The organism is Candidatus Streptomyces philanthi, from assembly GCF_059553635.1.
The window spans coordinates 12,924-32,224 of sequence record NZ_JCANQV010000026.1; the positions used below are offsets into that span (position 1 = coordinate 12,924).

The window sequence follows — 19,301 nt, forward strand, 5'->3', positions numbered from 1 at the left end:
CCTCGGGCCGGTGGAAGGTCTCGACGCACTCACCCGATCCCTCGCCCGGCGCACCCCGGAGCAACTGGCCGCCCTGCTCATACGGCACGCCGAACCGCTCTCCCGCCGCCCCGCCGCCACGGATCTGCGCGGCCTGGCCGGCGCGCTGTGGTCGTACGAAACCCTCCACACCCTGGTGCTGCACCTCGACCACCCACAGCTCCAGGTACTGGCCGCCACCGCCGGCCTCAGTCAGGAACGCACCGCGAGCGACGCCCCGGCGCCCGCCGCTCCCTCACCCGGCGCCGACTACCAGTCGCTGATGGCACACCGCCTGTCGTTCCCCCGTCTGGCCGCAGAACCCGTCCCACCCGAGGACGCCTACGCCGCGCTCGGCGCCACCGCACCGGGACCGACCCGCACCGCCGCTGAGGCCGCCCTGCACTCCCTCTACGACAACGGCCTCGCCGCTCCCGCGGAGGACGGCCGGATCCTTGTCCCCCCGCGTATCCCGCAGCTCCTGGCCGCCCACCCACTCGGCCCCTTCACCCCCACCGCCCCGCGCCCCGCGCCGGTCACCCCTGCCCACCCGGTCGCCCGCGCGCTCACACCCTCCGCATTGCGCGACGAGGCCGGAGCGGCCCTCTCCTCCGTCGCCACCACCGTCGACCGCCTCCTCGGAGCGCTGGCGGTCCAGCCGGCCGCACTGCGTAAATCGGGCGGCCTGACCGTCCGCGAGATCAAACGGCTGGCCAAGGCGTCCGGCACCACCGAAGCCCGCACCCGCCTCCTCCTCGACCTCGCTCTCGCCGCCGGTCTGATCGCGCTGACCCGTACGCCCTCCGGCATCACCGCGCTCCCCACCAGCGCCTACGACGGCTGGCTCACCGGCATGCCGGGAGAACGTCTCGCGCCCCTGCTCACCGCATGGTCCGGGCTGTGGGACATCCCCACCCACACCCCCTTCGGCGAGACACCGACCGCACTGGTCCGGGGCCACGACCGGTACGCCCCCGCCCTCCGCCACGCAGTGCTGGCCGCTCTCGCCACCGTCACTCCCGGCACCGGAGCACCCCTGCCACCTCTCGAACCCGACACCCACGACGGGTCGACCCCCTTGCGGGACCTTCTGCGCGCCGCCGACTGGCACCGCCCCCTCGCCGTCACCGCCCAGCCGACGGCGGAAGAACGCGCGGCCCACACCCTCCACGAAGCGGCCTTCCTGGGCCTCGTCGCCCACGGCAGCCTCACACCCCTGGGCGCCGCCCTCCTCACCGATCCGCACGACCTCGGCACACTCCTGCACGACCTGCTCCCGCCCCTCCTCACCCACGCCCACTTCCAGGCGGACCTCACGGCCGTCGTCCCCGGCCGCCCCACCGCCGCCCTGGCAGCACTGTTCGCCTCTGCCGCCGACCGGGAGTCCGAGGACCATGCCGCCACCTGGCGCTTCACCCCCGCTTCCGTACGCCGTGCCTTGGACACCGGCCGGCACGCGAACGCCCTCCTCACCGACCTCGCCGCCGTCTCGGCCAACGGCAATCTGCCGCACTCCCTCGACTACCTCGTCCGGGACGTCGCCCGCACCCACGGCCGGATGCGAGTGCTGCCCACCGCCTGCTGCATCCGCTCCGACGACGAAGCCCTCATCGCCGAACTCGCCGCCCACCGCGATCTCCACGACCTGAGCCTGCGCGCCATCGCCCCCACCGTCCTGGTCAGCGGAAGCGCACCGGACGACACCCTGAAGGCACTCCGCGCCGCCGGTTACGCCCCCGCCCTCGAGTCCGAGACCGGCACCACAACGGTCGAACGCCTTCCCGCGCACCGCGCCCAGGCACACGCCCCCACCCGTGATCCGCATGCTCAACTGACCTTCGCCCACCGCCTGCTCGGCCTGTCCCAGAAGCCCCCGCGATCCTCTTCCACCACCCGCGCCTGACCGCGGCAGGCCCGCGCCACCTGCCGCTCGGAGAGTTATCCACAGGCTCCCCGCGCCGCGGCCGGTGTCGAGTAGCGTTTCGGAGGAACGGGGCCGCAAGGCAGGCCGACGGGGAGGGCGAGGTCACGGTGAAGACGTTCGGCGCGGGAGACGGAGGCGTCCGTAACGATGCCTCAGGAGACGTACACGGGCCGGTGGTACAGGCGGGCGGGATCGAGGGCGGAGTGTGGATCGGGCCGCGGATCGAGATGCCGCGGCCCGAGATGCCGGTGCCCCGGCAGGTGCCGCCGGGGCTGCCGCAGTTCGTCGACCGGGAACCCGTCCTGAAGGCCCTCGACGGCTGGGCGGGCCAGGACACCGGAGTACCACGCGTCGCGGTACTCAGCGGGCTGGCCGGGGTGGGCAAGAGCGCCACGGTACGGAGATGGGCGCAGAAGGAGACGGACCGGTTCCCCGGTGGGCAGTTCTACGTCGATTTCACCGAACTGCGGGCCCAGGCGGGAGGGGATGTCTCGGCCGGAGTGAGCCGCTGCCTGCGCGCGCTCGGCGTTGACGACCAGTACCTGCCGGCCTCTCTGGGAGAACTGTCGGCCCTGTTCCGCAGCCGCACCGCAGCGGAACGCGTACTGGTCGTCCTGGACGACGTCACCGAACCGGCGCAGGTACGGGCACTCATCCCCGGAGGCCCCGGCAGTGCCGTCCTGGTGACGAGCCAGGAGAGACTCGGCGAACTGATGGGGGACGGCGCGCGACTGATGTCGCTGGAGCCGCTGGCTCCCGAGCACGGGAAGCAACTGCTGGTGCAGCTGTGTGGAGACGAGCGGATCGGGTCCGCCTCCGAGGCCGCCGAACGCATCGTGGAGTACTGCGGCGGCCTCCCGGTGGCCCTCCATGTGGCCGCCGCGCGGCTGGTGACGCGCCCCAGCCTGCCGGTCGAGTCCCTGGCGGACGAACTCGCCGAGGAAAGGAGCCGTTTGGACGCACTGCACATAGGAGGGAAGCGCATGGTGGCGGCGGTCTTCGGAATCGCGTACGAGGCCCTGCCGCCGGAAGCGGCCCGGCTGTACCGGCTGCTCGGCCTCTACCCGGGCCGCCGCTGGGACACGGCCGCTGCCGCGGCACTCACCGGACACACCACCGCCGAAGCCCAGCGATGGCTCGACGCCCTGGAAACGGCGAACCTGGTCATGGTGGCGGCCGACGGCCGCTACGACTTCCACGACCTGGTCCGGCTCCACGCCCGCGAACAGGCTCTGGCCGACAGCGAGACGGAGCGCACGGCCGCGGTGCGGCGGAGCGTCGACCACTTCCTGACCCGGGCCGCGCACGCGGATCTGGCCGTCATGGGGCGGCGGATGCGCATAGGAGGCCACGTCGAGCGGCTGAGCGCCGCCGACCAGCCCTTCGCCTTCGCCGACCGGCGGACCGCGCTCGACTGGATGGACACCTGGCGGGCCGAGCTGCTGGCCGTCCAGCGGGCCGCGGCGGACCACGGGTGGCACCGGTCCGCATGGGAACTCGCCGAGGCTCTGACGGCGCTCTATCTCAACCGGCGGTACCTGAACGACTGGGCCTGTTCCGGGGAACTGGGTGCGAGTGAAGCCGCGGCGGACGGCAATCCGGCGGCCGAGGCCCGGTTGCGTACCCTGCTGTCCCGTCCCCTGCTGGACCGCGACGAACTGGACCGGGCCCGGGAGGAGCTGGAGACCGCTGTCGCCCGCGCGGACACATCCGGCGACACCCTCCTCCGGGCCTCGGCACGCGAGTTCTACGGACGGTACTGGGACCTGCGCGACCCGCACCGCGCCGTCACGACGTATCAGGAGGCGATGACGCTCTACCGCGCCGCGGGGGACGAGCGGGGTATCGCCATCGGCATGTACTTCCTGGGATGCGCACAGGACGCCGTCGGGAGTACGGACGAGGCGGAGCGGACGCTGCGGGAGGCGTACGACCGTTTCCTGGCCATCGACGACCGCCGGATGGGAGCACGGGCACTGGCGTCGCTCGGAGGGGTCCTCCGGGCGCGCGGACGAGGCGATGAGGCGGTCACGGTCCTGGAGCAGGCCGTCGCGATGCTGCGGGAGCGAGAAGCGGTCCACTACGAGGCGCAGGCGTGCGAGACGCTGGCCGCCCTGGCCGCGGAACGCGGCGAACGTGAAACGTGGCGGCGGTATCTGACGAGAGCGCTGGAGATCTACGAAAAGGGCGGCAGCCCGCGTGCGGAGGAACTGCGGCGCACGCTGACCGGAGAACGAGGACAGGGGGATGGCGACTGATCAGGGTGGCGGGGAAGGACGGGCACGGGGCCGTGACGGTGGGGACCGTCAGTCGCGTCCGGGGCGCTGGATCACCCGGAGAGCGGCGTCCTCGGTGCGGTCACCGAGGGTCAGGCTGACGAGGTCCGTGCTCTCCAGAGAGCGTTCCGAGCGGAGCAACGCGTAGACGAGGGCCGCTGGTATCGCCGCGTCGTGGGACGGGCCGGTGACCGACGCCTCGACGAGGCGACCGTCACGGAGCCCGATCCGGTACCCGCCGCCCACGACGGACGAAGCGGCGATCAGGCAGCCGGGGAAGCGGCACAGTGTGTCCGAGAGCCAGGCGTCGGCTGCGACAGATGTCCCGGCAGGGGTGTGACGGACCAGGACCGATGCGCTCTCGGAAAGGCGCCGGTCACGTTCGCGGTCGGTGCAGGAGAGATGACGGAAGGGACCGTGGGAGGAAGGCGTGCTGGGGTCGCCCTCGGCAGCGGCACCGTCCACCGTTCCTGGGCCGGTGCCGGACGGTGTGGCGAAACCCGCGACGACGGCCGGTGCGCGGTGGACGGTCACATGAGGGCCGACGGGTCCGTCCTCGATGCTCGTGGTGGCGTACGTCGCGGTGACGGCTGACCGGGGCTCCGCCGGACGGGGAGCGTCAGGTGCGTAACGAGGGATCGGGCCGGTTGGCTCCTTGAGACGGAGGAGGCCGTAAATGGTCCGGCGTAGACGGGGGAGGGCGTGGCCCGGTGCGGTCAGCGCGCTGTCGCCGATCTTGCGCAGCCGCTGGACGAGGTCGTCCCCGTCCAAGGCAGCGTCGGTGAGTGCGCGCTCGATCTGGGGGAGGAGCGGGGTGTCCGGCACGAGGCGCGGTACGAGCCGCCCCAACTCCGCCATGGGCGTGCCGGGCACCGCTTCGTCCTCGCTGAACGTGCCGAAGATCAGCGGCGTCCCCAGGGCGGCGCCGTAGAAGGTGACCGAACCGTGGTCACCGATGAGCAGGTCACCGGCGAGCAACGCCGCCTGCCATCCGGCTGTCGGGGGTATCCGCAGCAGCCCTGCGCCGAGGGCCGAGTCCAGCACGGAACGGACGTGGTGAGCGCCGTGAGCGGAGACGATGTTGGGGTGGGTGACGAGGGCGACGGCGTACTCGTCCAGCGGCAGTTCGGCGAGCAGCCGGGCGGGCAGCGCGGGATCCCGGCCCAGAAGCGACCGCTTGCCCCATGTGGAGCTGAGCACGATCAGCCGGCGGCCGTCGTCGACACCGAGCGCCGCACGGTAATCGGCCCGCAGGTCCCTCCCGTTGAGGAGCATGTCGTGGCACGGGTCGCCGATCAGCAGCGTACGGCCCGCCGTCAACGGATGCGCGGCAGCCAGTTGGGCGGCCTGGTCCGGGTGCGAGATGGCGAGCCGGGCGCGACCGCTGCGGAGCAGGGCGTCCGGCACCAGGCCGGCGAGGCGGTCCTGTTCGCTGCGGGAGTCCGGTACGACTTTGTGGAAGCCGACACCGTGCGGCAGAACGAGTACCGGGGCGGTGTGCCGGGTCACCGCGAGATCGGCGTTCTCGGTGGCCGTGATGACCAGGTCGGGGGAGATCTCGGCGAACTGGTGCCAGGGCAGTATCCGGGCTTCGGCGGAGTGGATCAGATCATGGACGCCGCCGTTGAAGGCGGACGTGGGGTCGAAGACGAAGACCACATCGACGCGGGCATCGTCACGGAACACGGGCACCAGAACGTCGAGGACGCGGACCGTCGAGGTAACGGTCCGGGCGACGACCACAACGGTCCGTTTTCCGGGGAACGTGCGCCAGCGTTCGGGATCCACACCGACCGGCACCCGCAGTGGCGGGAGCAGCCCAAGACTGGTGTCGGCACCGGCAACACTTGGACGCGCACAGTCGCCAGCGGCTCCCGGCTCCCGGCTCCCGGCTCCCGGCTCCCGGCTCCCGGCTCCCGGCTCCCGGCTCCCGGCTCCCGGCTCCCGGCTCCCGGCTCCCGGGCGATCCCCTGTAGCACCTGTCACCGGTGTCTGCAACCTCCTGGACGTGATCGGCTCCCTGCGCGATGCCTCCCACCGTAAGCCAGGGGGCGGGAGGCGTGGCAGGCGTGTGCCCGCCTAATAACTCGACCAAGGCCGCCGCCCCTGGCAGGGCCACCTCTCGGCCGGAGACGTAGGGGCGGCGGGAGCGGCGGACCCGGTGGCAGGGCCCCCGGACGCGGCCGGTCCCTCGGCTCCGGGTGGGGCGGATCGTCCGGCCGATGCCGGATCCGGGGACCTCCGGCCGCCGTTCGGTGACAGCGGCTCGGAGGTGGCGGGCGGCAGGGCCGTCGCGGGGAAGGCCGTCTGGGCGGGCGGCGTGATCAACGGGTGCGGCAGTGGCAGTACGCCGTTGCGTGCCGAGGAGGGAGGGAAAGGAGGAGGAAGCGGGCAGCTCAGCGAGCCGGGGTCGGGGCGGCCCCGCCGCAGCGAGGGCCGGGAGGGCGTGGTGCGCAGCGGGCGGTGCAAGGAGCCGCGGGTGGGTCGGCCGGTGGTGGGGGGCCGCTGCCCGGTGGTGCCGGGGTGGCGGATGTCGCGTCCGGTGGCCAGCGCCCACGGGGCCTGGACGGCGCGGCCGATGTTCCGCTGCGCGTTGTGCGCCAGCACGGGATCGTCCAGGTCGTACCGGCGCAGCGCGTTACGCAGGGCCAGTGCGCCTCCGGCGGCCACCGGTAACCCCAGCCCGTACACCGGGTTGAAGGCCGCCACCGCCGAGCCGAGCGCGACGAACCCCGTGGGCCAGGACTCCAGATCCTCGTAGCGGCGCCGGCGGTCGGCGCTCTCGCGGGACAGTCGCACCTCGCTCAACGGTTCGGCACCGTCGATGAGTTCCCCGATAAGGCCGTTGCCGGTGCCGCGGGCGAACGGTACGAACCGGTCGGCGCGCGGCGACGGGCCGTCGCCCGGGAAGCCGGAGAGCGTCACCAGCCAGCGTTCGTCCTCGATGGGGACCAGCATCGCGCGCCGCCCCGCTGCGCCGGGCTCCCCGCAGGCCACGACGACCGTCTGGCCGCCGGTACCGCGCGGGGCACGGAAGATCCGTGTGGCGGAGACGACACCGGTGTCCACGGACTCCTCGCGTACCCGGGGCAGACCGAGGGCGGCCAACCGTTCCGGCGTCCCGGACCCCCGGCCGGTGGCGTCCACCACGAGATCCGCGTCCAGACGCCGTACCGCGCCGGTGAGGGTGTCCGTCACCCGTACGCCGGTGACGTCCTCGGCCGTGCCCGTCAGCTCCCCGGCCTCGGTCTCGTCGAGGACGGTCACGCCCGGAAGGGCCCGTACGCGCTCCCGTACGACCCGGTCGAGAAGGTCGTGCGAGCAGGCGATGAGGTACTCGGGCCGCGGCCTGCGGCGCGTCCGCCCCGTGAGTGGGGCGGGCATCGGCAGGCGGCGGGCGCCCTCGGCCAGCCACTGGTCCGTGACGCCGGGCAGCAGTTCCTCGATGACGTCCGCGCCGCCCGTGGCCGGCAGATGGGTGTGCCGGGGCTGCGGGAGGATCTGGAAGACGGCGTCGGTCCCGGGCACCATGTCCCGCTCGACGAGGATCACATCGGCGTGCCCGGACAGTGCGGCGGCGGCCAGCAGGCCGGTGATACCGCCGCCGAGGACGACGGCGAGGTACGGATGGGTGAAGTGGAGCCCGCTGCTGCTCGGGTGGTTCGCAGACGTCATGAGCAGCCTCTTTCTGGGTGGGGTCGCACGGTTCCCGGACGGACCTGCGGCGCCGTGAGGAACGGCGGTGCCGTGGCCGGGCGGGTCCGCCGGAGCGCGGCGGCGAGGACGGCGCCGGTGGCGGCCGTCAGCGAGGCCGACCACGCGGGGAGCGAGGCGGAGGCGGTCCGCAGCAGACGGACCTGCGCGGACGGTGGTGACGCCGCCCGTTGAGGATCTCTGCACGCCGGAGCGAAGGCGCGTATACCGTCACCGGATTTCCGCATCTCGATTCCCCCTCAGCCCGTGCACACCCCGTCGCAGGCCCGGTCGCGTACTCCGCGACCCGCCCGTCACCTACGCGGTGGACGGGCGCCCCTGTCCCGCGGATCGCGTCCGGCCCTCAGGGCGCGGCCGTCACATGCTGCCGACGGCGGACACGACACCGGATCGTAGGGCGCGGAGATCGCATGTGGTAGCCGAGTGCGCCCGAGGGACGAACGGGAGCCACCCGGAGCGTACCCGCGCGTAGATCTATGGCAAAACGGGCCAATACCGGGAAAACGCCCGGTTGTCTTCTCGCGAGGCGAGAAAGCCCACCGGCGTTTCTCGCGGGGCGCATGGCAACAGAGCGGGAAAGTGCCTGGTGGTTGGCCTGAAACGGTCGGGTTCTCCCGTGCTCGCGAACGCCGTGCCTACCCTGTGCGGACACAGCGCTGGATACCCGAGGGAGAGTCGTGCGCGCGATTGTCATGCGAGAGTTCGGCGGCCCGGACGTGCTGCGGGTCGAGGAGGTCCCCGAGCCTGAGCCGCGGGCCGGACACGCGCTGATCGAGGTGTCCCTGGCCGGCGTCAACTACGCGGATGTGCACGTCCGGGGGAACTCCTACCTCGCGCCCGTGGAACTGCCCTACATCCCCGGGAACGAGGTCGTGGGCACCGTCGGCGGCCGCCGGGTCGTCGGACTGACCCGTGGCGGCGGCTATGCCCAGCGCGCGCTGCTGCACCGCCGTGTGACCTGGGACGTTCCCGACGGCATCAGCGACGAGCAGGCCGTCGCGCTGGCGCTCCAGGGGAACAGTGCCTGGCACCTGCTGTTCACCGTGCTGCGGCTCACCGAGGGCGAGTCCGTGGTCGTCCCGGCCGCGGCCGGGGGCCTCGGCTCCCTGGCCGTACAACTCGCCGCGCGCGCCGGTGCCAAGGTCGTCGCCCTCGCCAGTTCTCCCGGTAAGCGCAGGACCGCCGAGGAACTGGGCGCCCACGCCGTGGTCGACTCGACCGCCGAGGATCTGACGGAACGTATCGTCGACGCGGCCGGCGGACCCGTCCAGGCGGCGCTGGAGATGACCGGCGGAGCCACCTTCGAACGGACCCTCGCCGCCGTGGCGCCGCGCGGCCGCCTCGCTGTGTACGGCTACGCGAGCGGCGAGATGGCGAGTGTGGCGACCCGGTACCTGATGGAGCGCTCCCTCACCGTGTCGGGATTCTGGCTCCCCCAGCTCTACGCCGACCGCACGGCCCTCCAGGCCTCGATGCGGGCGCTGTTCGACGCGGTCGCGGCGGGCTCGCTGAAGCCGCTGACCGGCACCGTCCACGCCCTCGGCGAAGCCGCGCGGGTGCACCGGGAACTGGCCGACCGTACGCCGACCGGGAAGCTCGCCCTCGACGTCAACCGCTGAGACACCGCCCGTATCCGCGGGCGTCCCCGGCGGCGGCCCCGCGCCGGCGGAGGACGGGCGGGCCCGCACCGGAACTCCGCGCGCCCACGGCCGCGGACCACAGTCAGGGGAGAGAACACACGATGGGCAACAGCATCACCGCGTCGGACCGCACCACGGCGCGGGGCACGGCCCGCGCGAAGGCCGCGCGCCATACCCCGAAGAACGCCGGTGCCGGAACCCGGGCATCGGGATCCAGCCATGCCGAACGGGTGTTCCTGGTCCAGACGGCCTTCGCCGAACTCGGCGGTTCGGCCCACGGACCGGGGGAGATCGCCGAGTTCACCGGCCTGGACGACTCGGTCGTCTACCGCATCCTCCAGTCCGGCATATATCAGCGCATCTTCGAGCGCGTGGACCGCGGCCTCTACCGGCTGCGGACCTCCGCGGCACAGCTCGCCTTCACCGCCCTGGACCACCGGCTCGACGGCGCCGCCTCGCAGACCGTGCTCCGCGAACTGCGGGCGGCCACCGACGGCGGGCTGGCGTTCCTCTACATGGTCGCGCCGTTCGCCGGGGCCCAGCGCCAGTGCGTCGACATGGCCGTCGGCGACTCCGACCTCGCCGAACTGGGCATGACACCCCGGGACGTCCTCTCCGTGACACGCTCGCTGCGGACCGGCGCCTCCGGCCGGACGATCCTCGCCTATCTGCCGGACGTCACCCAGCAGCGGGTCCTGGCCGAACCCGTCCCCGAGCAGGCCGGTCCCGGCGTCTACCGCGACAACGAGGCCCTGCTGGCCTCCCTCGCCGAGGTCCGCGACCTCGGTCACGCACTCGGCTACGAGGAGTGCATGGCCGGGTGGAACTCCTGCGCGGCGCCGATCATGTGGGACGGCACCATCATGGGGGCCGTGCTGCTGCTCAAGCTCAAGACCGCGATGCCGCACGCGCCGGAGAGCGTGATCGAGGCGACGAAGGAAGCGGCGGCCGAGATCAGCCGCTACGGCGCGGCACGCCCGGACACCGGACAGGGCTGAGCCGCGCCGGGCACGGCCCACACGCCTGTCCTCCGTCTCGTCCGCGGGACGGAGGACGGGGCGCGGCACGGTGGCATACCGTCGGTACTCCGGCGGACGGACGACGGCCGAGGGGCAAGGAGTTGTGATGGACGCGGAGTTGACGGCGCTCGCCACGGCCGGTGCGACGGCGCTGGTGCAGCAGATGACGTCGGAGGGCTGGGCCGAGGTGCGCCGGCGGGTGGTGGCCTTCCTCGCCCGCCGCCGTGGCGCGGCGGACGAACCGGCGCTCGAAGGGGAGCTGGAGGTGTCGCGCGCCGACGCGGTCGAGGCACGGGAGCACGAGGACGCCGACGGGACGGCCGGAGTCACCGCCGTCTGGCGGATGCGGCTGGCCCGCCTGCTGCGCGAGGAGCCCGAGGCCGCCGAAGAACTCCGCGCCCTGCTGGACGGGTTGCGGTCGCCGGGAGGCGCGGAGACCGTGGTGGAGGTGCACAACACCATCAGCGGCGGGGTGCAGCACGACGTGGTGATCCAGGCCGGTGTGATCTCCGGCGGCATCTCCCGCGGGCCGGGCGCTCCACCGGCCCGCTGACCGGAGGCCGGCCGCACTCCTCCGCCGGGCACAATGGCGGGGTGCGGCTCGAACCGATCACCTGGGAACGGCTGGCCGACGCGCTCGCCACGCGCATCGCCGCGACGCCCGCGCACGACGGCGGCCCCTGGCTGCGCGTGGCGGTCGACGGGGCGCCGGCCGCTGATCCGCGGGCGCCGGCGACCCGGCTCGCCGAGGCCCTGCGCCTGCGCGGCAGGGCCGTGCACCGCGTCGGGACCCACGGCTTCCTCCGGCCCGCCTCCCTGCGCCTGGAGTACGGGCGGGAGGACCCCGACGCCTACTATGACGCATGGTTCGACCGCGGAGCCCTGTGGCGGGAGGTGTTCCGGCCCCTGGACCCCGGAGGCACCGGGCGGATCCTGCCGGACCTCTGGGACCCGGAGAAGGACCGGGCCACGCGCAGCCCGTACCGGGAACTGCCGCCCGGTGGTGTGCTGGTGCTCCACGGCCCCCTCCTGCTCGGTCATGGGTTCCCCTTCGACCTCGCCGTTCACCTCAGGCTCTCTCCGGCCGCGCTGGCGCGCCGCACCCCGCGGGCCGAGCGCTGGACCTTTCCCGCGTTCGCCCGCTACGACGCGGAGGCACACCCCGAGGAGACCGCCGACGTCGTGGTGCGGGCGGACGACCCCCACCGCCCGGCGTGGCACACAAGGAGCTGAACGCGCCCCGCGGAAGCGGCCCGGCCCGTCAGCCGAGCTGCCGGATCTCGCCGCGTACGCGGTAGAAGCCACCCGAGGCCGCCGACAGCTCGTCGACCACATAGCGCGCCCCGGCGCGGCGTATGTGCCGGGGGAACTGCACGTTCCAGGAGGAGTCGTAGCCCTCCGAGACCACGTGCACCCGCAGCCTGCCGTTCTCCTGGACGCACTCCACCACGATTCCCGACGCGGCGTCCGCCGCCACCGTCCGCACCGTGGCCGACGGGGTGTACGTGGGCAGCGCGGCGGCCGACTTGATGTCCCGGGCGACCGGGACCGTGCCGGAACGGGCCGCCGCGATGGCGGCGTCGCTCGCGTCCACGCAGACCAGCGACCCGTCGGTGGTCACCATGTAGAGCTTCTCGTCCAGGTACTGCATCGACAGCGCGGAACCGCCCCCGGTACCCAGCTTCCACAGCCGGGTGCCGTCGGCGTCGAAGCAGTACACCGACGACGCGTTGTCCCCGGCGAACACATAGCGGCCGCCGGGCGCGGTGGCGCAGGAATAGACGACGGTGTCGCACGCGTAGGTCGCCTCCAGTGTGCCGCCGTCCTTCGACAGGCGCTGCACCACCCGGCGGTCCGTGCCGGCGTACACCGCGTCGGCCTCCTGCCAGCCGAAGAGCACCGAACCCTTCGTCGCGGTGTGCCACAGCTCGCCGCTGCCGTCGGCGGCGTAGGCCGTCACTCCGCGCTGGTGGCCGTGGTAGACGGCGCGCGGGTCACGGCGCACCATCCAGGCGTGGTCGCCGTCGCTCCGCCGTGACCACTGGTACTCGTCCTCGTGGTCGATGACGGTCAGTCCGCCGCTCCGGTCGGAGACGTTCAGGATGCCCTCGTGGATGTCCAGCCAGAAGATGTCGACGTCGGCGGCGATGGTGTAGGCGGCGAACGGCAGCTTCGAGGAGAGGTCGTAGACCGTGCCGTCGTCGCAGCCGGCGTAGATCCAGAAGTCGTCGGCCACCAGGCACTTGACGCCGTCGGGGAGCTGGTAGCGGGCCAGCACCTCGCCGTCGTGGCCGAGGGTGTAGACATCGCCGTTCTGGTTGCCGACCCAGCAGCGGTCCTCCGCGACGTGGATCCCGAACGCGGCGGCACCGGTACGGAACCGCCACAGCACCGGCGCCACCGCACGCGCCGTCGACGGGGCGGAGGTGACCTGGCGCCGTGTCACCGGACGGGCGGCGCGCTGTCCGCGGACCGCCGGCGCATAGCCCTTGCGGACCTTCTCGCCGATCTTCTTGGCGGCCGCCGCCCGGGCCTTCTCCGGCGTGGGGAACGTCGATGTCTGCTGCTGGCCGGCCGCACCGATCCGCCCGTAGCGGACCGAGACGACCGTGTCCCGCACCGACACCTCGTAGAACTTGTGCGCCCCGCCGCCCTCCTGGGAGAGCTCCAGATACGTGGTGGACTCGGACATGACGATCCCCTCCCGGGGCGGTCCCTGTGACCTTCCCCGCTGCCGGAAAACGTAGGGCACACCACTGACAATCGCCTCTGACCTGCGCATTCACACTGCGAGCGGATTGCGGTGGTCGTAGGGGGAAGGCGCGAGGCCGCGGCCGGGCACCCCGAGGATCAGAACAGCGGCGCGGGCAGTACGCCCTCCAGCGCCAGCAACTGCCGCTTGGTCTCCAGACCTCCGCCGAAACCGCCGATCCCGCCGTCGCTGGCCACCACCCGATGGCAGGGGACGACGACCGGAAGCGGATTGGCCCCCATCGCCGCGCCCACCGCGCGGGCCGCGCCCGGCTCGCCCACCCGGTCGGCGAGGTACTGGTAGCCGACGACGCTGCCGTAGGGCACATCGGCGGCGAGGGCGTGCAGGACCCGGGAGGCGAACCCCGCGATGAGGGACCAGTCCAGGGGGACGGTGAAGGCCCGCAGGTCACCCGCGAAGTACGCGGTCAGTTCGGCCTCGGCGACCGCCAGCGGCGGGGTCTCCATAACGGGAGGTGAGCCGAAAACACTGGTCAGACGGGCCAGGGCACGGCGTGACAGCCGCTCGTCGGCGTGGAAGACGACCTGGACCAGGCCCTTGCGCGTCGCGGCCAGCAGCAGCGGCCCGATCGGGGTGTCCAGCCGTTTCCAGGCCCAGTCGCGCCGCTGCTCGTCCCGTACCCCGTCCGCGCCCGCGGCGTGCTCTGCGTTCGTCACGTGTTCAGCGTAGGCCGTGCCACGGACGGCGGCGGACGGGCCGGCCGCGCCCCTCCTCCGCCCGTCGCGCTCAGTGGCCGCGGTCCTCCAGGGCGCGGCGCACCACGTCCGGCTTGTTGGTGATGATCCCGTCGACGCCCGCACCGGCGGCCCTGGTGGCCGTCGCGGCGTCGTCGACCGTCCAGGTGTTGACCCGCATCGCGCGGTGGTGCGGGCCGCGCAGCGCGTGGACGGCGGCGACATAGGCCCGGCTCGCCGCGCCGTGGACGGGGTTGATCTGGTCGCAGAACGCCGCGTACGCGGGCAGGTCGGTGACGGCGGGATTGCCGAGGAAGCCCGTCGTGACGTCGGGACGCAGCGCGTGGACCGTCCTGATCGCTTCCCGGTCGAAGCTCTGGACGACCAGACGGTGCCTGACGTGGAACGGGTCGAGCCACCCCTGGCTCCTCAGCTGCTGGAGCGTCTGCCGTGCCAGGCCCGGGTACAGCTGCGGCGACTTCAGTTCCAGCAGCACGCTCTGGTGGTTGTGCTCGGCCTCGTTCATGTAGTCCTTCAGGGTGGGAACCCGTTCGCCCGTGAACTTCGCCCCGAACCAGCGGCCCGCGTCCAGCCTCTTGATCTCGCGGAGCGTGAAGTCCCCGACGTTCCAGGGGGCGCGGCCGGGGAACACCTTCTTGACGTCGGTGGTCCGGGCGAGCGAGGTGTCGTGCAGGACGACCAGCACGCCGTCCTTGGTGCGCTGGACGTCGTTCTCGACCCAGCGGAACCCCATCCGCCGTGCGGTGTCGATCGCGGCGAGGGTGTTCTCGGGCGCGTACGCCGAGGCACCGCGGTGCGCGATCGTCAGGGCGGTGCGGCGGACCTGTGCGGCCTCGGAGGCCGGTGCGGAGACGACGAGCGTGACCAGGCCCAGAAGCACACCGGTGGCGGTGGCGGCGGGGCGAATGCGCATACGGACTCCTCGTGACGTCGTGGACAGGAGGCGGGGAGAGCAGGACGCACCCGGGCACCGCTTCCGAGGGGCCGGAACGGCCGTCCCCCGGACGCACGCCCGAGTCCAACTTGCCGGAGGCGCGGCGGCGACGCATCTCGGCCGTCGCCTTGTCACCCTTCGATCTGGTGTACCTATCCGGCGGGGCGCGGGGGAGGGGAAGAAGGCAGCGCCGCCCGTGCCCGCGAGAGCCCCGCGAGCGGCGGGAAACGGCAGGTCAGGGGATGTGCGGCGTCGGATGTCAGTGGTGGGTCGTACCGTGGATGCCATGCGGCCCGTATCGAAGATCGAACGCACGGTGGCGCCTTTCGAGGTCGTCAGCCCCTACCAGCCCAGCGGCGACCAGCCGGCGGCCATCGCCGAGCTGGAGCGGCGCGTCCGCGGCGGTGAGAAGGACGTCGTCCTGCTGGGCGCGACCGGTACCGGAAAGTCGGCCACCACCGCGTGGATGATCGAGAAGTTGCAGCGCCCGACACTCGTCATGGCGCCCAACAAGACGCTCGCCGCCCAGCTCGCCAACGAATTCCGCGAGCTGCTGCCGAACAACGCCGTCGAGTACTTCGTCTCGTACTACGACTACTACCAGCCCGAGGCGTACGTACCGCAGTCCGACACGTACATCGAGAAGGACTCCTCCATCAACGAGGAGGTCGAGCGGCTGCGGCACTCCGCGACGAACTCCCTGCTCACCCGCCGCGACGTCGTCGTGGTCGCGTCCGTCTCGTGCATCTACGGCCTGGGCACGCCCCAGGAGTACGTCGACCGGATGGTGCCGCTCAAGGTCGGCCAGGAGATCGACCGCGACGCGCTGCTGCGCCGGTTCGTCGACATCCAGTACACCCGCAACGACGTGTCCTTCACCCGCGGCACGTTCCGGGTCCGCGGCGACACCATCGAGATCTTCCCGGTCTACGAGGAGCTCGCCGTCCGCATCGAGATGTTCGGCGACGAGGTGGAGGCCCTCTCCACGCTGCACCCGCTCACGGGCGAGGTGATCAGCGAGGACCAGGAGCTCTACGTCTTCCCGGCCAGCCACTACATCGCGGGCCCCGAGCGCATGGAGCGCGCCATCGCCGGGATCGAGGCCGAGCTGGCGGACAGCCTGGCCACCATGGAGAAGCAGGGCAAGCACCTGGAGGCCCAGCGGCTGCGCATGCGCACCACCTACGACATCGAGATGATGCGGCAGGTCGGCTCCTGCTCGGGCATCGAGAACTACTCGATGCACATGGACGGCCGTGAGCCCGGCTCCGCGCCCAACACCCTCCTCGACTACTTCCCGGACGACTTCCTGCTGGTCATCGACGAGTCGCATGTCACCGTCCCGCAGATCGGCGCGATGTACGAGGGCGACGCCTCCCGGAAGCGGACGCTGGTGGAGCACGGCTTCCGGCTGCCGTCCGCGATGGACAACCGCCCGCTGAAGTGGGAGGAGTTCCTGGAGCGCATCGGCCAGACGGTCTACCTCTCGGCGACCCCCGGCAAGTACGAGCTGTCGCGCGGGGACGGCTTCGTGGAGCAGATCATCCGCCCCACCGGACTGGTCGACCCCGAGGTGGTCGTCAAGCCCACCGAGGGGCAGATCGACGACCTCGTGCACGAGATCCGCAAGCGCACCGAGAAGGACGAGCGGGTTCTGGTCACCACGCTCACCAAGAAGATGGCCGAGGACCTCACGGACTACTTCCTCGAACTGGGCATCCAGGTCCGCTATCTGCACAGCGACGTGGACACCCTGCGCCGGGTGGAGCTGCTGCGCGAACTGCGGGCCGGCGAGTACGACGTCCTGGTCGGCATCAACCTGCTGCGTGAGGGCCTGGACCTGCCCGAGGTGTCGCTGGTCTCCATCCTGGACGCCGACAAGGAGGGCTTCCTGCGGTCCGGTTCCGCGCTGATCCAGACCATCGGACGTGCCGCGCGCAACGTCTCGGGCCAGGTGCACATGTACGCCGACAAGATCACTCCGGCGATGGAGAAGGCGATCGACGAGACCAACCGCCGCCGGGCCAAGCAGCTCGCCTACAACAAGGAGAAGGGCATCGACCCGCAGCCCCTCCGCAAGAAGATCGGCGACATCGTCGCGACCCTCGCCCGCGAGGAGATCGACACCCAGGAACTGCTCGGTACCGGATTCCGCAAGGAGAGCGGCGCGGCGGCCAGGGCCAAGGGCAAGGCGTCCGTCCCCGCGCTCGGCGGGAAGGCGGCGAAGGGCAAGGGCGCCGGGGCCGGCGTGCCGACGGACCGGCCCGCCGCCGAACTGGCCGGAATCATCGAGGAGATGACCGAAAGGATGCGTGCCGCCGCGGCGGAGCTCCAGTTCGAGGTCGCCGCCCGGCTCCGCGACGAGGTGGGGGAGTTGAAGAAGGAACTGCGGCAGATGAAGGAGGCCGGAGTCCGCTGACGGAGGGCCGGACACCGGAGCCGTGAACCGGTGCCCGGCGCGGTGCGGAAACGCGACAGAACGCGGGCCGGGTGCGGCACCGGCCCGCGGCGGTGCGTAGGGTCGGGGGCGTCGCCCAAGAGGCGGGCGGGGACAGCACAGAGAGGGGATGGCGTGTCGGTCAACTTGTCCAAGGGACAGGGCATCAGTCTGGCGAAGTCCGGTGGGGAGACCCTGACCGCGGTGCGGATGGGACTGGGGTGGCGTTCGGCGCCGCGCCGCGGACTGTTCGGGATGCGCACCCGGGAGATCGACCTGGATGCCTCGGCGGTGCTGTTCGCCGGGAAGCAGCCCGTCGACGTCGTCTTCTTCCAGCACCTGGTCAGCGACGACGGCTCCGTGCGCCACACCGGCGACAACCTCGTCGGCGGCGCGGGCCAGGGCGGTGACGACGAGGCGGTCCTGGTCGACCTCGCGCGCGTCCCGGTGCACATCGACCAGATCGTGTTCACCGTCAACTCCTTCACCGGCCAGACGTTCGCCGAGGTGCAGGACGCGTTCTGCCGCCTCGTCGACGAGACCACCGGGCAGGAACTGGCCCGCTACACCCTCACCGGCGGCGGGGACTACACGGCGCAGATCATGTCGAAGGTGCACCGCACGCCGGGCGGCTGGCAGATGACCGCCATCGGAGAGCCGTCCCAGGGACGGACCTTCCAGGACGTGGTGCCGGCGATCCTGCCGCACCTGTAACCACCGCGCCGCAGGCCGGGCCCCGGCCGCTGCGGGCGCACGTCCGGGCCCGGCGTACGACCTCCAGGGGGACACCGATGACGGCCGAACTGGTCCGGGGGCAGAACCATCCGCTGGACCGGCCCCGGGTGGAGATCCAGGTCACGGCGGACGTCCCCGTCGTGGCCGGAGTGACGCTCGGCGACGAGCGGGGCGTGGTCGCGGACGGCGCGGACGTCGTCGGTCCGGGCGCGCCGCGCCGCACGGGCGCCGAGGTCGCCCGGACGGCGACCGCCGGGCACCGCGTCACGGTGGAACTGGACGCGCTGCCCGCCGCCGTGCACCGGGTGAGCGTGTTCCTCGCCCTGGCCGCGGGCGCCGCGGGCCCGGCCGCGTTCGGTGCCACCGCCGCGCCCACCGTCGTCGTCGCGGACCCGGACGGCACCGGCGTCGTCACGTACACGATCACCGGCCTCGGTGCCGAGACCGCGCTGGTGGCCCTGGAGCTGTACCGCAGACAGGGGGCGTGGAAGGTCCGCGCGGTCGGGCAGGGGTACGCCACCGGCCTCACCGCGCTGCTGCACGACCAAGGCGTGCCGCGGGCGGCGGAAGTGGCCGACGGGATCCAGCAGGCCGCCGCCGGCCGGGCGGAGACCGGTACCGTCCCCGCCCCGCCCGGGGACGGCGGAGAGCGGCTGTACCACCAGGTCTGGGGCATGTTCGAGGACCTGACGCGCTCGGTCGCCGCCTATCGCGGCGCGGCGGACTTCGCCGCCTCCCGCCTGGAACGGGAACTCGACGAGGCCCTCGCCGACGCCCACGGCCGCCTCGGGGCCACGGCCTCCGGCGCCCGCGCCGAGGCCCGCGACCGGCACGCTGATCTCGTCGCCCGCGCCCGGGAGGTCCTCGACCGGGACCTCGCGCAGCTCCGCGCCGAGTCACAGGTCGTCGAGCCCGCCCTGCCGCCCTGCTGCGCCCGCTGGGACAGCCCCGTGTGGGAGCGCTGCCACGCCCCGTCCGAGCGTGCCCCGGCGGTACGGCTGGGGGACCTGCGCCTCCCGGAGACGGGGGAGCTGCGGATTCCGATGCTGGTCCGGCTGCCCCTGGAGCGCGGGCTGTGGATCGACAGCGGCCGCCCGGTGGCGGGGCACGGCGGTCTGCCGGCCCCCGGGCGCGAG

General features: G+C 72.6%; 15 protein-coding genes. 10 read left to right on the forward strand and 5 right to left on the reverse strand.

Translation table 11 applies throughout. The features are described from left to right. Window positions 1–10: 10 nt before the first annotated feature. Together AC51EU_RS05750 and AC51EU_RS05755 are read left to right on the forward strand one after the other, a co-directional pair. The gene (locus AC51EU_RS05750) at window positions 11–1,921 is read left to right on the forward strand and encodes a helicase-associated domain-containing protein (RefSeq protein ID WP_496265552.1); all 1,911 of its coding nucleotides are present in this window, start codon (window positions 11–13) and stop codon (window positions 1,919–1,921) included. A gap of 194 nt (window positions 1,922–2,115) precedes the next feature. Then, window positions 2,116–4,200 carry a hypothetical protein gene (locus tag AC51EU_RS05755; RefSeq protein WP_496265553.1) on the forward strand — a complete coding sequence of 695 codons (2,085 nt, stop codon included), beginning with the start codon at window positions 2,116–2,118 and terminating at the stop codon, window positions 4,198–4,200. 48 nt (window positions 4,201–4,248) lie between these two features. Here the strand turns inward: AC51EU_RS05755 and AC51EU_RS05760 are convergent, their stop codons facing one another. Both AC51EU_RS05760 and AC51EU_RS05765 read right to left on the reverse strand, forming a co-directional pair. Then, window positions 4,249–6,006, reverse strand: coding sequence for a CDP-glycerol glycerophosphotransferase family protein (locus AC51EU_RS05760; protein WP_496265554.1), 1,758 nt, complete (start codon window positions 6,004–6,006; stop codon window positions 4,249–4,251). A 291-nt stretch (window positions 6,007–6,297) separates the two neighbouring features. Then, a complete protein-coding gene (locus AC51EU_RS05765) occupies window positions 6,298–7,893 on the reverse strand; it encodes an FAD-dependent oxidoreductase (RefSeq protein ID WP_496265555.1) in 1,596 nt (531 codons plus the stop codon). A 72-nt stretch (window positions 7,894–7,965) separates the two neighbouring features. Here AC51EU_RS05765 and AC51EU_RS05770 point away from each other — a divergent pair, with 72 nt between their 5' ends. The 5 genes from AC51EU_RS05770 to AC51EU_RS05790 all read left to right on the forward strand — a co-directional run bounded on the left by AC51EU_RS05770 (window position 7,966) and on the right by AC51EU_RS05790 (window position 11,824). Continuing rightward, complete coding sequence (locus AC51EU_RS05770) at window positions 7,966–8,106, forward strand: hypothetical protein (protein ID WP_496265556.1); 141 nt, start codon at window positions 7,966–7,968, stop codon at window positions 8,104–8,106. A 503-nt stretch (window positions 8,107–8,609) separates the two neighbouring features. Further along, window positions 8,610–9,551: a quinone oxidoreductase family protein gene (locus AC51EU_RS05775; RefSeq protein ID WP_496265557.1), complete on the forward strand. Its 942-nt coding sequence runs from the start codon at window positions 8,610–8,612 to the stop codon at window positions 9,549–9,551. A 122-nt stretch (window positions 9,552–9,673) separates the two neighbouring features. Next, a complete protein-coding gene (locus AC51EU_RS05780; protein WP_496265558.1) occupies window positions 9,674–10,570 on the forward strand; it encodes an IclR family transcriptional regulator domain-containing protein in 897 nt (298 codons plus the stop codon). Between the two features lie 127 nt (window positions 10,571–10,697). After that, window positions 10,698–11,144 (forward strand): hypothetical protein, encoded by a 447-nt coding sequence (locus AC51EU_RS05785; protein WP_496265559.1) that lies wholly within the window; start codon window positions 10,698–10,700, stop codon window positions 11,142–11,144. A gap of 41 nt (window positions 11,145–11,185) precedes the next feature. Continuing rightward, the gene (locus AC51EU_RS05790) at window positions 11,186–11,824 is read left to right on the forward strand and encodes a nucleoside/nucleotide kinase family protein (RefSeq protein ID WP_496265560.1); all 639 of its coding nucleotides are present in this window, start codon (window positions 11,186–11,188) and stop codon (window positions 11,822–11,824) included. Window positions 11,825–11,852: 28 nt separating this feature from the next. Here the strand turns inward: AC51EU_RS05790 and AC51EU_RS05795 are convergent, their stop codons facing one another. The 3 genes from AC51EU_RS05795 to AC51EU_RS05805 all read right to left on the reverse strand — a co-directional run bounded on the left by AC51EU_RS05795 (window position 11,853) and on the right by AC51EU_RS05805 (window position 14,972). Continuing rightward, entirely contained in the window at window positions 11,853–13,283 is a 1,431-nt protein-coding gene (locus AC51EU_RS05795; protein WP_496265561.1) for a WGR domain-containing protein, read from the reverse strand. Between the two features lie 158 nt (window positions 13,284–13,441). Beyond that, window positions 13,442–14,020, reverse strand: a complete 579-nt coding sequence (locus AC51EU_RS05800) for a methylated-DNA--[protein]-cysteine S-methyltransferase (protein WP_496265562.1) — start codon at window positions 14,018–14,020, stop codon at window positions 13,442–13,444. A 70-nt stretch (window positions 14,021–14,090) separates the two neighbouring features. Beyond that, a complete protein-coding gene (locus AC51EU_RS05805) occupies window positions 14,091–14,972 on the reverse strand; it encodes a glycerophosphodiester phosphodiesterase (RefSeq protein WP_496265563.1) in 882 nt (293 codons plus the stop codon). A gap of 307 nt (window positions 14,973–15,279) precedes the next feature. Between AC51EU_RS05805 and uvrB the strand changes: the two genes are divergently transcribed. The 3 genes from uvrB to AC51EU_RS05820 form a co-directional block, all read left to right on the forward strand. Further along, entirely contained in the window at window positions 15,280–17,412 is a 2,133-nt protein-coding gene (uvrB, locus tag AC51EU_RS05810; RefSeq protein WP_496265564.1) for an excinuclease ABC subunit UvrB, read from the forward strand. A 153-nt stretch (window positions 17,413–17,565) separates the two neighbouring features. Next, entirely contained in the window at window positions 17,566–18,144 is a 579-nt protein-coding gene (locus AC51EU_RS05815) for a TerD family protein (protein WP_496265565.1), read from the forward strand. 77 nt (window positions 18,145–18,221) lie between these two features. Beyond that, window positions 18,222–19,301, forward strand: a 1,080-nt coding sequence (locus AC51EU_RS05820; RefSeq protein WP_496265566.1) for a TerD family protein, incomplete at its 3' end; no start/stop codon positions are given.

Coding starts and splice junctions, on each gene's coding strand:
- AC51EU_RS05765 (WP_496265555.1), bottom strand. CDS start 7,893: ATGACGTCTGCGAACCACCCGAGCAGCAGCGGGCTCCACTTCACCCAT.
- AC51EU_RS05805 (WP_496265563.1), bottom strand. CDS start 14,972: ATGCGCATTCGCCCCGCCGCCACCGCCACCGGTGTGCTTCTGGGCCTG.
- AC51EU_RS05795 (WP_496265561.1), bottom strand. CDS start 13,283: ATGTCCGAGTCCACCACGTATCTGGAGCTCTCCCAGGAGGGCGGCGGG.
- AC51EU_RS05785 (WP_496265559.1), top strand. CDS start 10,698: ATGGACGCGGAGTTGACGGCGCTCGCCACGGCCGGTGCGACGGCGCTG.
- uvrB (WP_496265564.1), top strand. CDS start 15,280: ATGCGGCCCGTATCGAAGATCGAACGCACGGTGGCGCCTTTCGAGGTC.
- AC51EU_RS05780 (WP_496265558.1), top strand. CDS start 9,674: ATGGGCAACAGCATCACCGCGTCGGACCGCACCACGGCGCGGGGCACG.